General features: G+C 46.1%; 13 protein-coding genes and 1 pseudogene. 7 read left to right on the top strand and 7 right to left on the bottom strand.

Going from position 1 to position 14748, the window contains the following annotated elements; translation table 11 throughout:
• Positions 1 to 330 (bottom strand): YqaA family protein, encoded by a 330-nt coding sequence (locus tag CWC33_RS05220; protein WP_232709851.1) that lies wholly within the window; start codon positions 328 to 330, stop codon positions 1 to 3.
• Positions 331 to 528: 198 nt separating this feature from the next.
• Here CWC33_RS05220 and trxC point away from each other — a divergent pair, with 198 nt between their 5' ends.
• Positions 529 to 960 carry a thioredoxin TrxC gene (gene trxC / locus CWC33_RS05215; RefSeq protein ID WP_100691074.1) on the top strand — a complete coding sequence of 144 codons (432 nt, stop codon included), beginning with the start codon at positions 529 to 531 and terminating at the stop codon, positions 958 to 960.
• Positions 961 to 991: 31 nt separating this feature from the next.
• Here the strand turns inward: trxC and CWC33_RS05210 are convergent, their stop codons facing one another.
• Positions 992 to 3142 carry a S9 family peptidase gene (locus CWC33_RS05210; RefSeq protein WP_100692279.1) on the bottom strand — a complete coding sequence of 717 codons (2151 nt, stop codon included), beginning with the start codon at positions 3140 to 3142 and terminating at the stop codon, positions 992 to 994.
• Between the two features lie 56 nt (positions 3143 to 3198).
• Complete coding sequence (locus CWC33_RS05205; protein ID WP_100691073.1) at positions 3199 to 4539, bottom strand: GGDEF domain-containing protein; 1341 nt, start codon at positions 4537 to 4539, stop codon at positions 3199 to 3201.
• Between the two features lie 161 nt (positions 4540 to 4700).
• Between CWC33_RS05205 and CWC33_RS05200 the strand changes: the two genes are divergently transcribed.
• Positions 4701 to 6389, top strand: a complete 1689-nt coding sequence (locus tag CWC33_RS05200; protein WP_100691072.1) for a GGDEF domain-containing protein — start codon at positions 4701 to 4703, stop codon at positions 6387 to 6389.
• 49 nt (positions 6390 to 6438) lie between these two features.
• On the opposite strand, the gene CWC33_RS05195 is transcribed toward CWC33_RS05200, so the two are convergent.
• The gene (locus CWC33_RS05195) at positions 6439 to 7176 is read right to left on the bottom strand and encodes an SDR family oxidoreductase (RefSeq protein WP_100691071.1); all 738 of its coding nucleotides are present in this window, start codon (positions 7174 to 7176) and stop codon (positions 6439 to 6441) included.
• 177 nt (positions 7177 to 7353) lie between these two features.
• Between CWC33_RS05195 and CWC33_RS05190 the strand changes: the two genes are divergently transcribed.
• Positions 7354 to 7644 carry a coiled coil domain-containing protein gene (locus tag CWC33_RS05190; protein WP_088769247.1) on the top strand — a complete coding sequence of 97 codons (291 nt, stop codon included), beginning with the start codon at positions 7354 to 7356 and terminating at the stop codon, positions 7642 to 7644.
• A 49-nt stretch (positions 7645 to 7693) separates the two neighbouring features.
• On the opposite strand, the gene CWC33_RS12720 is transcribed toward CWC33_RS05190, so the two are convergent.
• Positions 7694 to 8167 (bottom strand): DMT family transporter, encoded by a 474-nt coding sequence (locus CWC33_RS12720; RefSeq protein ID WP_232709867.1) that lies wholly within the window; start codon positions 8165 to 8167, stop codon positions 7694 to 7696.
• A 45-nt stretch (positions 8168 to 8212) separates the two neighbouring features.
• Positions 8213 to 8542: pseudogene (locus CWC33_RS12715) on the bottom strand (EamA family transporter); the annotation flags it as partial.
• A 217-nt stretch (positions 8543 to 8759) separates the two neighbouring features.
• Between CWC33_RS12715 and CWC33_RS05180 the strand changes: the two are divergent.
• Complete coding sequence (locus CWC33_RS05180) at positions 8760 to 9008, top strand: hypothetical protein (protein ID WP_100691069.1); 249 nt, start codon at positions 8760 to 8762, stop codon at positions 9006 to 9008.
• A 3-nt stretch (positions 9009 to 9011) separates the two neighbouring features.
• Here CWC33_RS05180 and CWC33_RS05175 read toward each other — a convergent pair whose 3' ends face one another.
• A complete protein-coding gene (locus CWC33_RS05175) occupies positions 9012 to 9647 on the bottom strand; it encodes a class I SAM-dependent methyltransferase (RefSeq protein WP_100691068.1) in 636 nt (211 codons plus the stop codon).
• A 187-nt stretch (positions 9648 to 9834) separates the two neighbouring features.
• On the opposite strand from CWC33_RS05175, the gene katG reads away from it, so the two are divergent.
• The 3 genes from katG to CWC33_RS05160 all read left to right on the top strand — a co-directional run bounded on the left by katG (position 9835) and on the right by CWC33_RS05160 (position 14714).
• On the top strand, positions 9835 to 12015 hold the full coding sequence (gene katG / locus CWC33_RS05170; protein WP_100691067.1) for a catalase/peroxidase HPI: 2181 nt from the start codon (positions 9835 to 9837) through the stop codon (positions 12013 to 12015).
• A 9-nt stretch (positions 12016 to 12024) separates the two neighbouring features.
• Entirely contained in the window at positions 12025 to 12699 is a 675-nt protein-coding gene (locus CWC33_RS05165; RefSeq protein WP_100691066.1) for an SDR family oxidoreductase, read from the top strand.
• Between the two features lie 212 nt (positions 12700 to 12911).
• Positions 12912 to 14714 carry a cytochrome c/FTR1 family iron permease gene (locus tag CWC33_RS05160; protein WP_232709850.1) on the top strand — a complete coding sequence of 601 codons (1803 nt, stop codon included), beginning with the start codon at positions 12912 to 12914 and terminating at the stop codon, positions 14712 to 14714.
• The last annotated feature ends 34 nt before the right edge of the window (positions 14715 to 14748 follow it).

Here is a 14748-nt window from a genome sequence, read left to right as displayed (position 1 = left end):
CTAAAACAGCTGCGTAATGCCCAGCAAAATAGCGTAACGACCCGATTTACTGACGAAAACCAGAGTCAGGAACTGCCAGAAGGTGAGTCGAAGCATACCGGCAATAAAGGTAAGGGGATCGCCAATAAATGGGGCCCAGGCCATAAGGAGAGACCACTTACCGAAGCGCTCAAACCAGCGATGACCACGCTCCAGAGATTTAGGTTTGAACGGGAACCAGCGACGATCCTGATACTGCACCAGGAATCGGCCCAGAATGTAATTCACCACAGACCCTAACGTATTGCCAATTGAGGCCAGCCACCATATCGCCCAAATGTTGTAACCCATCTGTTGAGCACCCGCGACAACAAACTCTGACTGAGCGGGTAAAATCGTAGCGGCGAGAAATGCTGTAAGGAATATGGTTAAGTACATAGGACCATAGTTATTTTGAGTAGCTTACATCGATTAAAAACCATATTACACTTACGTAAATAAACACCGTTATAGTTTATGTTGAGTGAAAGACAACAGGAAGCAAACTCAATGACTGAAAAAATGATTGTCGCGTGCCCTTCATGCCACAAGAAAAACCGCATTGCGGTCGATAAGAGAAACGAGAACGCCGTCTGCGGTCAGTGTAATTCATCGCTTTTTAGCGGAGAAGTTATTGTCGTAAATAGCGATGAATTTAGAGCGCATCAGAGTGCCGATATGCCGTTAGTTGTCGACTTCTGGGCGAGTTGGTGTGGCCCTTGCAAACAATATGCCCCTCACTTCGAACAGGCGGCTATGAATATGCGGTATGACGTTCAATTTTTAAAGATAAGTACGGAGCAAGAGCCCCATTTAGCACAACAATATGCTGTACGAAGTATTCCGACAACATTGTTGATTAAGAATGGACAGGAGGTGGCACGCCAGGCGGGTGTTATGTCTGCGTCGCAGCTTCAGCAATGGGTAGGCCGCACTTCATAAGCGGCCATCCCCTGTCTAATTAAAGACCCTGCTAACGCTTTTCTTTTTCTAATAAATCTAAGAAAAAAGCGTACTCCAGCGCCGTGTTTTTTAACCGCGCAAAACGGCCCGAAACACCACCGTGACCAGCTTCCATTTCTGTTTTGAACAGTAATAAGTTGTCATCGGTTTTGTAGTCGCGCAGCTTAGCGACCCATTTGGCTGGTTCAAAGTATTGTACTTGAGAGTCATGCAAACCAGTGGTGACTAACAAGTTAGGGTAATCTTGCTTTTTGATTTGGTCATAAGGCGAATAAGAAAGCATGTAGTCATAGTACAGTTTCTCTTTTGGGTTGCCCCATTCATCAAATTCGTTAGTCGTTAGCGGGATACTTTCGTCCAGCATGGTGGTGACAACATCGACAAAAGGAACATGTGCAGCAACACCCCGATATAACTCGGGAGCTTGGTTAATTACAGCACCCATGAGTAAGCCGCCGGCACTTCCGCCCATAGCAAATACTTTATCTTTTGCTCCATAGCCTTTCTCAACGAGAGCTTTAGTGACATCGACAAAATCGTTAAAGGTGTTTTTCTTGTTTAGCTTTTTGCCGTCTTCGTACCATGGGCGGCCAAGCATTTGTGAACCACGAATATGTGCAATAGCAAAAACGAAGCCGCGATCTAATAAACTCAGACGGTTACTGCTAAAGCTCGGATCAGAGGTAGAGCCATAAGACCCATAACCATACTGATACAGCGGGTTGGTACCATCTTTGTTGAATTTATCTTTGCGGTAAACCAGCGTCACCGGCACTTCGGCGCCATCACGTGCAGTCACAAATAAACGCTCAGACGCGTAATTGTCAGCATTAAAGTCACCCAGTACAGGTTGCTGTTTTAAAAGCGTTTTATCTAAGCTGTTAAGGCTGACATCATAATGACTACCGGGTGTTGTCATGCTGGTGTAGTAAAGGCGCAACGAGTCGTTGTCGAGCTCATTATTACCGTATAGGTAAAGCGTGTAAGCTTGGTCGCGGAAGTTTAGTTGCTGGTCGTTATTGGTATCCAGGTTGCGAACAAACACCTGAGTTTGACCGCGCTGGCGTTGTTTGTAAACCAAATGCTCGTCGAACAATTCAATATCTTCCAGGCGAGTATCGGCTTTGTGAGGAATGACTTCTTCCCAGTTCTTTTTGTCGCCGATCTGGCTTGCCCTTACGCGCATTAGACGAAAGTTCACGGCGTCCAGATTGGTTAATACATAATAGTCGCTGCCGTGTTTGGCAATGCTGTATTCCAGTCCATCTTCTCTTGGCACAAACTCAACAGGCTTGGCGTTTGGATCGTTTGCGTCAATGAGCGAAACCCCAGATGACTCTGTGGCATCGTGAATAATATAAACTTTCGAATCGTCTTTGCTCTTGGTTATGCCAGTATAGAAGGTCGTATCCTTCTCTTCGTAGACGAGTTCGTCTTCTTGTTGCTTGGTACCGAGTGTATGGCGGTAAACTTGGTAGCCTAATAAGGTTTGAGGATCCTTTTTAATGTAATAGAAGTGCTGACCATCGTTGCCCCAGACAATACTGCCTGACGTGTTTTTAATCTGGTCAGGAAGCAGTTCACCTGTTTCCATATCTTTAAGTTTGATCTGATACATACGGCGACTGACAGTATCTTCGCTGTAGGCCATCACTTTGTCGTCTGGGCTTATAGCGAGTGTACCTAGCGAGTAATAGTCTTCACCTTCAGCAAGTTTGTTGACGTCGAGCAGAACTTGCTTGTCAGTACCTTCGAAGTCGGTGCTTCTAACGTAAATTGGGTATTCGTTGTCGCCACGCATTTCAGTCGAGTAAAAATATTCGCCGTCGCGTGTGGGTACTGAATTATCATCCTTCGCTATCCGGCTTTTCATTTCTTCAAATAGCGTTTGCTGTAGCTGTTCTGTGTGAGCCAGTTTCTGTGCTGCATATTCGTTTTCAGCTTCGAGATAACTGAGAACTTTAGGATCTTTGCGTTCGTCGTCTCGCATCCAATAATAGTTATCGATGCGAGTATGACCATGAATGGTCATTTCGTACGGTATTTTTTCTGCGACAGGGGCTTGCACACTGTCAGAGCGAGAGCTTTGGCTCGCCGGTGAGCATGCCTGGAGGAAAGCCGCACCCAAAAAGGCAATATAAAGTGCTTGTCGTCTATGCATTGGAATTTCTCTTTGTGATTGTTGTTTTTTAATTAAGTTAGGTAGCAGTCGGTTCATTACCCGGTCGCCAAAACCGCTCTATTTCGACCGCTTTGCTTCGCTTTGAAAAGCGCTTCGTCTGCGCGAGTCAAATCATACTGGTAGTCCGGATGACCAGAGTAAACGGAGATACCGATACTGACGGTAACGTCTATCGTTTGTCCGTCTAATAATTGAAAGCTTTCTTTGAAAACGGCCGCTCGTATTTTTTCCGCTAACATTTGCGCTCTTTTCTCATCAACATCGACGAGCAAGACCATGAATTCTTCACCACCGAGCCGAAACGTGTAATCCCCGCTTCGGGTGGTATTCGTCAGTAAAACAGCCAGTTGCTGTAAAACACGATCGCCGTTGTCATGACCATAGGTATCATTAATTTTTTTGAAGTGGTCAACATCTATAATGAGCGCGGCGTATTTTTCTCCGCGCCGTCTGGCCATCTCAAGTTGCTTGGACATAACGGCCGGCAGAAACTTACGGTTAAGTAACCGGGTAAGAACGTCTTTTCCTGCCTCCAGTTCTTCACTTCTTTGAAACAAGCTATCAACGCAATAAAGCACGTTTTTCAACGCCGCCCGTAATTCGCGTATATGTTTGATGGTCGGGCGTGCATCACCCTCTAACGTCGGAAGAAGGTTGTTATCGATATTCTCCATTTGCTCCAGCACCTGGTTACATTCAGGCGCTCCCTCAAAGGCATGCAGGCCTTTGTGACGGAACCAGAGTCCAAATTCGGACTGTGTAATGCGCATGACTTTATTTTTACCATCCGCTTCAGCATACGAATAAAGCAATTCATTTTCCCAATCCAGCAATGCTGCACGCTGAAACTCTTTCTCGCGACCGATATTTTGGGTAATTGAGAACAGTCGGTATGCCTCTTCTTCTCGGCTATTTCGCTCACTGTTTTTATGATACGCAATTGACATGATCTCTAAGGCTGTATCGATAAGCTGTGAAAAGAAGTTAAAATCTTCAATTGATGGAGCGTGTCGATTTAAATATTCCTGCTTCAACACTCTGCCGCCTCTTGAAACCAAATGTACGGGGATATTAATTCGACCGTGTACTTCGCCGATGTGAAGTTGGGTCTGAATGGTATTATCCAGGTCTTCCTCTCCCAAATTTGGATCGAAGAGCTTTGTGAGCCAAGTTTGGAGTGAGCTTTTAAGGCGAGTCTGTACGACTTGGTTGTCTAAATACTGAGAAGCTTCTTTATGAGAAAGCATCACCTCATAAAAAGATTCGGCTAGCTCCGCTTTAATCTGACAGACGTTTCTCGCGATCTGTTGACGGGTTGACTGAGCCACACTATTCAGCGTGACGGCGTAATCCTGTTTTAGCTGATCAAGAAACATTTATTACCTTATCCTTAACAAATTTTAAGCTGGCACTGCATTGTAAGAAGCTCAAGCGTATTTAAAATTCAAATCTACCATGATTCCTGCCTGCAAGTATGGGTGAAGTTTATAAAAAAAACTGAGATACTTATTAGGCTATGTTTTAAACAAGGTTCCAGATGCCCTACGGAAAATATCAAAACCTTCCATTGACCGATCGTCTCATGATGATGCTTGAAGCGACTCAAGCAGGAACATGGGAATGGAATGTGCAAACCGGAGAGTGCTACTTTAACGAGCGCTGGGCTGAAATTATTGGATATACGTTAGACGAGCTAAAACCTCATTCTATCGAGACGTGGATAGAGTACGTCCACGCTGAAGATGGACAAGTCTCCGATAAAATTCTGAACGAACACTTTGATGGCAAACGCAGCTTTTACGAATGTGAAGCTCGGATGCGTCACAAAGATGGGCATTGGGTTTGGGTTCGGGACTATGGAAAACTTGTTTCCCGAACCGCAGATGGTAAACCTGAGTGGGTGGTTGGCACCCATATCGATATTAGTGGACTAAAAGAACTTAGCCAGCGTTTTGAAGCGTTTGCCGATCTCTTACCTGGTGTGGTCTATCAGTATGAGCAGCATCCTGACGGCAGCTCATGCTTTCCATTTGCCAGCCAGGGTATGAAGCATATATATGGCGTTTCACCTGATGCCGTTAAACATGATGCGTCACCGGTGTTTAAAGTCATCCACCCAGATGACTTGCCTCGCGTAGCAAAGACAATTACCGAGTCTGCTGAGAGAGGTGTGGACTGGATTTGTGAGTATCGAGTTATTCACTCCGGTAAGACTCGATGGGTTTTCGGGCACGCTAGGCCGCAATCAGGTATTGATGAATCAACGCTTTGGTATGGCATGATCATCGATATTACTGACCGTAAGAAACTCGAGTTAGAGCTCGAAAAAAGCCAAGCTAACTTAAAGTTGGCCCAGAGAATCGCAAGGACGGGTCACTGGGAAGCCAATATGGAGTCGGGTGAGCTTTATTGGTCGGATATGGTTTATGAAATTCTGGGCTATGAACGAGGCGAACTTGAACCGTCTGTCGAGCTCTTTAGAAATTTAGTTCCCGATGAAGACATGACATCCGTTGCTCGTAGCGAAGAGAGAGCTCAGAAGACAGGGGTTCACGACGTTCAACACCGAATGACAACTCGTGATGGCAGCCTGATCTGGGTGCATGAACTTGCAGAGCTACAGAGCGACGGTATTACGCTAATTGGTACAGTTCGAGATATTACTGAACAAAAAAATCTAGAGTTAAAATTACAGCAACAGGCTGTTATTGACCCCCTAACCCAAATTGGGAATCGTCGAGCATTTAATAAAGCGATGGATAGAGAGTTTAGTCGTTATTCTCGTCATAAAAAGCCACTCTCGCTGATTAGTTTTGATCTTGACCACTTTAAACGAGTAAATGATAACTATGGTCATGCAGCCGGAGACAAAGTCTTATCAGAGGTGACGGCAGCTATAAAAGTCGAGCTTCGTAAGGAAGATGTTTTTGCCCGGGTTGGTGGTGAGGAATTTGCCGTACTACTTCCTGAAACCGATAAAGAAGAAGCATTTCAAGTTGCCGAAAAAATAAGAACGCTTATTGCGAGTCTGAGCATTAACTATGAAAATCAAGACATTGCAATTAGTGCCACCTTTGGCTTAGTGACTGTTTCAGAGCAAGAGCAAATTTCAAGCCAAGAACATTTACTGCAAATTGCGGATAGGGCGTTGTACAAAGGTAAAACAAATGGTCGAAACCAAGTTGTTGTAGCTGATAAAAGTTTGTTTGAGTCGACTGGCAAATAATTTTTTTGCTAAAAAAGAAGGGCGGTGTTTAACCGCCCCTATCGTTTATTTATAGCTCTTGCTTAGTAGGACGAATAACCATTTCATTCACATCAACCTCGCCGGGCTGCTCAATAGCAAAAGTAATTGCTCTGGCTATTGAGTCCGAATCAATGGCGTCATTGTATAAATCATCTGCCATTTCTTTCGAATCTTTATGCGAAATATGATCCGTCAACTCGGTGGCTACTGCCCCCGGCGAAATGTTGGTTGAGCGAATTTGGCCATTAGATTCCTGACGAATACCTTCGCTAATCGCTTTAACAGCGAATTTGGTTGCACAGTAAACCGTGGCGCCGGGGAATACGACGTGGCCAGCGACTGATGATAAATTGATAATATGACCACTTTCCTGTTTGCGCATGGTGGGTAACACAGCGCCAACACCATACATGACACCCTTTATGTTCACATCAATCATCTGATCCCATTCATCAACTTTGAGCTCATCCAGTGGAGCCAGTGGCATTAGACCTGCGTTGTTGACGAGCACATCAATGCGCCCAAATTTATCAAGCGCTGCATCGGCCAAGGCTTCTACCTCGCCGCGCTTAGTGACGTCAACGGTCTTATAAATGGCTTCACCGCCATCGCTTGTAATGTCATTAACCAGCTGTTGTAACCGTTTCTCGCGTCGTGCGCCCAGCACTAGCTTAGCTCCTTTCTCTGCCAGCATTTTTGCGGTGGCTTCACCTAAGCCACTACTTGCGCCGGTAATAACGACTACTTTTCCTGCTACTTCAGACATAACATTCTCCGTTTTTAAACTGTTCTTATGTCTACGAATTCAGCTGTGTTTGGATTACTTAGTTGGAAGGCTCTTTTTCAGTTAGCGAAATAAACGTTGCCTTGATCGTTTTGAAAGCTCTGACCATACTCATAAAAGACAGGTTGTTTATTATTCAATAAAAGCTTGGAGGTATGCATGAGTAATAAAGATGCATTTGAGAAAAAGCACGAAGCTAAGATCGAGGAAATGAAAGCAGAAATTGATCGGTTAAAAGCAAAGGCTAAGCAGTCAGAGGCTGATACTCAAATAAAATATGAAGAGAAAATTAGCGAACTTGAAGCATTAAAAGATCAGGCAGAAGAAAAGCTGGAAGGTTTAAAAAAGTCGAGTGAGAACGCTTGGTCTGATATTAGTAAGGGTCTTGAATCAGCCACCCAGTCTTTAACGACTGCCGTTAAAGCGGCAAGTAGCGAATTCAAAAACTAACTATTGGTGCTAGAGTGGGGCGCAGTATCCCCACTTTCTTTTGATGACGTTAACGTCGAGACGACGCCACGCTTAATAACGTTACTGTCACTAAAATAATGACGATGCCGATCAGCTGCGCTATGGCTAACTGTTCTCCTAACACAACCACGCCAAACAACGATGCTGAAATAGGTTCAGCCAAAGCAACGACAGAGGCAATTGCCGGGGCGGTTTTGCGTAGTCCGAACAAATAGAGAATGAAGGACGTACCACCACCTAGCACACCAAGCAAAATAAGCAGTGGAAGCTGCTCTGACACTGAAGCGGCAATAATATTTGATGGCTGACTAGGTACGAATAACGTTATCAGAACCACTAAAAATGAAATCGATAAAATAGATTGCGGACTACCGTGACGGGTTGCGTACTTAAAGGAAAAAATGAATAAAGCGAGAGATGCCCCTGCGAGCAGCCCAAAAAGAAGCCCCAATACATTCATATTTGAGCCGTCGGCTTTGTAGACTTCCGTCAGAAGAGCCACGCCTACGACAACGAAAACTATACCAATAAATTTTAGGAACGTTGGTTTCTCAAGTTTTAAAAGAAATGAGAGTAAATAGACGAATATGGGGGCGCAATACATTAAGGTTGCCGCTATAGAGACACCGCTCTCAGAAATACTGAGAAAATAAAACGAGAAGTTTCCGGCAACCCCGAGCCCCGCCAAAAGAGACCATAACCATAGCTTTTTTTTATGTAGCCCGCTCTTTGCCGGCGCTAAAACCAACCAACTTGAAAAGGCTATCAGTCCTATAGCCGCGCGGTAGAACGATATTAGAAAAGGGCTCCAACCGTCCTCAATAAGAAGACCGGCGATACCTCCTGAAAGCCCCCAGCAGATAGCCGCGGAGAACACTAAAAAGGTACCGCTGTTTGGAGCTTTGGCGCGAATCTTACGTAAACTTTTATGCGTTCGGATGGGTTACCTCAAGCCGTTGCACTCCTTACGTATTTACTCAAAAGTGTAGTCGTGCTTAAAAAGCTTGTCGAACTGGCAAACGCTGCGTTTTAAGTTGATATATCAGCGCATGCGAGGTACGTTTGCGGACACTTTTAATTAACAGTAAGTTCATATGCAACGCCTCATTAATTGGTTAAAAACACTTAGCGCTATTTCTTTGGCACTGGGTGTCATCTTTCTCGTGCTTTTGCCCTCAATTTTACTGTCGATGCTGGTTGTGGGTGTATTCGACTTGTTGTTTCTGGAGCTTGCCTGGATGTCCTGGACTGCGTTTTGGTGGGTGCTGGGAACCTGGATTGTTCTGGCGTTTTTAATGGTAGCGAATAGTTCGGATAAAATATTATTCGGTTTGTGGCGCTAATAACTAGCGCCGTTGGAATAAAACAACCCGGTTGCTGAATATTTCAATGTCTAGCTCAAATTGCTTTGCTATCCAATGCATAGTTTTGGGGGAATAGAAACTGACATGTGTAGGATCGTTTTTATATTGCCACTGCTTAAAGAGTTGGGGCAACTCTCTGGTAAACATGGATGTCATAATACCTAGCCAACCGCCCCGTTTGACTAAGCCAACCAGTTGGGGCCAGGCTTCACTGGGTTTATAGAAGTGCTCGACAACTTCCGTACTGGTAACAAAGTCGTATTGACGAGTTACCTTGTTCTTGTCTGGGGCATAGTAAATGTCGTATACCGACATACTCATATCATGTTCTTCCATCATCAGGTTAAGAACTGGACCAGGCCCACAGCCAAAATCCAAACCTTCCATACCAGCCGAAAGTTTATCTATAAGTGGCGTTGCAAGCTGGTTTAGAAATTGACGATAACGATTGTCATTAGGATCGTTCTCGTGAAAGTCATAAATCGCTTTTTCGTCATTGTCGCTAAGGTGACTGTTTGGGGCGGCAAAGACTAAGTCACACTCAGTACAGCGAAAGTACGGGCGCTTTTTGTCTTCACAAAAGAAAGTAGCTGGTGCATGGCATAAGGTGCAGTTCATGGGCGTATGGTATGTCAGTTTGAAGTTTTGTCAAAAGGCGACGCGACTCATTCGATCTTTTCCTTTCTTTGAGCTGTATCTATAAAACCTATTAAAGCAAACGGTATGTTGCCTTGGAGGCATTAGCAAACCGTTGCTATAACTATTACAACAAAGTTAATAGTTCACTAGAAAGAAGGAAGACGTAATGAGTAGCTCAAACGGTGGTGGTAAATGCCCAATTATGCACGGCAGCATGACGTCTGCTAAGAAAACCAATACGCATTGGTGGCCTAATTCACTGAAGCTGGAAATTCTGCGTCAGCATGACACCAAAGCCAATCCAATGGACGAAGACTTCAACTACGCAGAAGAATTCAAAAAAATTAATTTAGAAGAATTAAAGCAAGACTTAAAAGACCTAATGACCGACAGCCAGGACTGGTGGCCAGCTGACTGGGGTCATTATGGCGGTCTAATGATTCGTATGGCCTGGCATTCGGCCGGCTCTTACCGCTTAGCGGATGGTCGTGGTGGCGGCGGAACGGGTAACCAACGCTTCGCCCCGTTAAACAGTTGGCCAGATAACGTCAGCCTGGACAAAGCTCGCCGTCTGTTATGGCCGATTAAGAAGAAATACGGCAACAAACTGTCGTGGGCGGACTTATTCATTCTGGCCGGCAACATGGCTTATGAGTCGATGGGTCTTAAAACCTTTGGTTTTGCAGGCGGCCGCGAAGACATCTGGCACCCTGAAGAAGATATTTACTGGGGCAGTGAGAAAGAGTGGTTAGATGCGACCAAAAACCGTTACGACTCGGACCAAGAACGTGACTCTCTGGAAAACCCATTAGCTGCTGTGCAAATGGGCTTAATTTACGTGAATCCGGAAGGCGTTGACGGCAACCCTGATCCATTGCGTACCGCTAAAGACGTGCGCGAAACTTTTAAACGCATGGCGATGAACGACGAAGAAACCTGTGCGTTAACCGCGGGTGGTCATACGGTCGGTAAGTGCCACGGTAATGGCAAAGAAGAAAATTTAGGTCCTGAGCCAGAAGCGGCAGACGTTGAAGAACAAGGTTTTGGCTGGCGCAACAGCGGCGGCAAAGGTATGGGTCGCGACACGGTAACCAGTGGCATTGAAGGTGCTTGGACCACAGAGCCAACCAAGTGGGACAACGGCTATTTCTACTTGCTGTTCAACTACGAGTGGGAGCTTAAGAAGAGCCCTGCTGGCGCATGGCAATGGGAGCCGATAGACATTAAAGAGGAAGACAAACCGGTCGATGTGGAAGACCCGTCTATCCGTCGTAACCCGATTATGACCGACGCTGATATGGCGATGAAGATGGACCCTGACTACCGCAAAATCGCTGAGAAGTTTTACAACGATCCAGATTATTTTGCAGAAGTATTCGCTCGCGCTTGGTTCAAACTGACGCACCGCGATTTAGGTCCAAAAGACCGTTATTTGGGGCCAGACGTGCCGGAGGAAGACCTGATTTGGCAGGATCCGATTCCAAAAGTGGATTATACGCTGAGTGAAACGGAAATTGCCGACCTGAAAGACAAATTGCTAAACAGCGGCTTAACGTCTTACGAGCTGATTTCGACCGCGTGGGACAGCGCGCGTACATTCCGTGGCTCTGACTTCCGCGGCGGCGCAAATGGCGCGCGTATCCGTTTAGCACCGCAGAAAGACTGGCATGGCAATGAGCCGGAAAAACTACAAAAAGTACTGGCAAAACTGGAAGACGTCCAGTCATCGCTGGACAAAAAAGTAAGCCTTGCTGACTTGATTGTTCTGGGCGGTACCGCAGCGGTTGAAAAAGCGGCGAAAGAGGCAGGCTACAACATTACTGTGCCGTTTGCTCCGGGGCGTGGTGACGCAACAGACGAGCAAACTGACGCTGAAAGCTTTGATGCGTTAGAGCCGTTGCATGATGGTTATCGCAATTACTTGAAAAAAGATTACAACGTACCGGCAGAAGAGTTAATGCTCGACAGAACTCAATTAATGGGCTTAACAGCGCCAGAAATGACGGTTCTTGTTGGCGGTATGCGCGTCTTAGGTGCGAACTACGGCGAGTCTAAGCACGGTGTATTTACCGATCGTGTCGGCGTCTTAACGAATGACTTCTTCGTCAACCTGACGGATATGAACAACGTCTGGAAAAAGGCAGGCGACCACTACGAAGTTCGTGACCGCAAAACCGACGAACTAAAGTGGACCGCCAACCGCATTGATTTAGTCTTCGGTTCAAACTCTATTTTGCGTTCGTACTCAGAGCTATACGCTCAGGATGACAACCAGGAGAAGTTTGTGAAAGACTTTGTAAAAGCTTGGACTAAGGTCATGAATGCTGACCGGTTTGATTTAGCTTAAGGAGGAAGCATGTCGAAAGTACTACTGATTACCGGTGCCTCAAGTGGCATCGGTGAAGCCACGGCGCGCAAAGCGGCGAAAGAAGGGTTAAAGCTGATACTAACGGCGCGGCGGAAAGAAAAGCTGGAGGCACTGGTTGAAGAGTTTGGCTCTGAAAACGCTATTGGTGTTGCTGCCGATGCGGGTAACTATGACGAGCTTGAGCAAGCGGTTAAACAAGGCGTTGATAAGTTTGGTCAGCTAGACGCGGTGTTTGCTAATGCGGGAACAGGTGTTTCAACGCCCGGAACGGAGGAAGGCGATCCGGACGAGTGGAAGCAAATGGTGGATGTGAACATTAACGGGCTTCTCTATACGGCTAAACTGACGTTACCGCATTTACGCAAAACGACGGGTCACTTTTTAATGACAGGTTCTGCCGCTGGGCGTATTACGTTGAAAGGTTCCGTTTATGGAGCCACCAAATGGTTTGTGCACGGTTTCGCGCAGAACTTAGCCGAAGAAATGAAAGAGTGGAATGGTCGCTGTACTACCATTGCGCCGGGCATGGTCAACACGCCGTTCTTTGATGAGCCTAAGCCGGATAAGCTGGATCCGGATGATGTTGCCGATGCGGTACTTTACGCAATAAACGCAAACCCGCGTAACTGTGTGCGCGAAGTATTCTTAATGCCGGCGTATTGATTTAGCTCAAATTAGGGAAGATTAAAGGCAAACGACAATTGTTATCATTTAATCTCCTCAAGGTTTCTGTATAATCCAAAGTCTGATTATGACATGAGCCTTGAGGAGTTCTCGTGTTTTCCCGATTCTTTTTCCTTCTTGCGTTAATAAGCGCTTTACTATTTTCTGGCCAAGTTTCGGCCAGTTCTTCAGCGGATACTCAACGTTCTGACATGCGCCAGTTATTGCAGCTGGCAGAATACGTTGGGGTAGACTATTCCGCCGCGGTAGCCAACGGAAGGGTCATTAATTCGGGCGAGTACACCGAAATGAAGGAATTCGCGGGCCTGATTGGCGAAAAGGTCGAAAAAGCCCCTCAGGCCGTGCGCCCCGAAATGCACCAGCTGGTGAATGAGCTTAAGCAGTTAATAATTAAAAAAGCTAACGCTGAAGCGGTAGTTGAGTTAACCAGTGAGCTAAGAGCCACGTTGTTGTCAGCGCTGCCAAAGTTAAGCCTGCCTTCGACGCTGGTCAGTGAAAAACAGACTAAGCGGTTATTTCAGCAAAATTGCGCTCTTTGTCATGGTGCTGCAGGTCAGGGTGATGGGCCCGGTACCGCCGGCCTGGAACCTGCGCCGACTGACTTTACTGATCGTGAACGAGCTAATAACCGCTCTTTACTTGGTCTGTTTGATGCCGTGTCCGATGGTATCGACGGTACGGCAATGGCTTCTTTTAGTCACTTGAGTGAAGAAGAACGTTGGGCGCTAACGTTTTATGTGGGGAGTCTGGCGTTTAATGACAACGCTGACTCTGAACAAAAAGTTCCGTTAAATGAACTTATCAATTATAGCCCAAACAATTTATTGCAACGGGGCTTCTCATCTGGCGCGATTGATTATTCGCGCACTCACACCCACTCTTACTTTTCTGAAAGCTCAGAAAACAACCCTATCGCAATTGCCCGTATCACTATTGATCGAGCTTTAACGGCATATCAGGCAAGCAATTATAGTGAAGCTAAACGGTTGGCTATTTCTGCGTATCTGGACGGTTTTGAGTTAGCAGAGAGTGCGCTCAGTGCCAAAGCGCCTGAATTAATGCGAACGATAGAGCGCGATATGATGGCGCTGCGCGGGATGGCAGGTCAGCCCGGTAAACGGCAACAGGTAACGGAAATTGCCGACCAGTTGCAAAATCAGCTGAACCTCGCAGCAAATAAGCTGTTGGAAGACCAGCTTTCCGGATCGGCCTTATTCACTGCAAGTGCCGTTATTTTATTGCGCGAAGGACTTGAAGCCTTACTAATTGTTTTGGCAATGGGCACCGTATTGGCGCGCTCAGGACGAAAAGATGGTCTGCGCTATGTGCATGCGGGGTGGATCACGGCGCTAATCGCCGGATTCGGTACTTGGCTTCTGGCGGAATACGTTATTGGTATTAGCGGTGCCAGCCGGGAGATCATTGAAGGTGCCGCAGCACTGCTGGCTGCTATCATACTCTTCTATGTGGGTTACTGGATGCACAGCAAAACTCAGTCACAGCAGTGGCAGCGGTTTATTCAGGAAAGAGTGCAGACTCAGCTAAATCAGGGCGCCTTTTGGGGGCTTGCGGGTCTTGCGTTTTTAGCGGTATATCGCGAAGTGTTCGAAACCGTATTGTTCTATCAGTCTTTGCTACTACAGGCTCAGGATAATACCCACAGCGTTGCGTACGGGTTTATTTTCGGCGTAGTTATTCTGGCTGTTGTTGCCTGGGCTGTCATAAAATATTCAATCAAGCTGCCAATGAGTACCTTTTTTAAGATTACGACTTACATCATCCTGGCGCTGGTCTTTATTCTGTTAGGTAAAGGGATTAGCGCCCTGCAGGAAGCAGCCTGGCTTAGTCATACAGCCTTTCCGGTAGATGTAAGCTTTGACTGGCTTGGCGTTTCTGCGAGTTGGGAGAGTCTAGGGGCGCAGTTGGTATACGTGATTCTGGTGTTTACCTTGTTCAAACGACGGACTTCTTCAAAACTTATTAAAATCGGCTGATTTAACGTCGTTATTACAGAGAAAAATTATGCGT

The organism is Idiomarina sp. X4, from assembly GCF_002808045.1.
Taxonomy (GTDB): Bacteria; Pseudomonadota; Gammaproteobacteria; order Enterobacterales; family Alteromonadaceae; genus Idiomarina.
The sequence above is the reverse complement of the archived record's forward strand: the minus strand, read 5'-3'. Positions and strand labels throughout refer to the sequence as shown.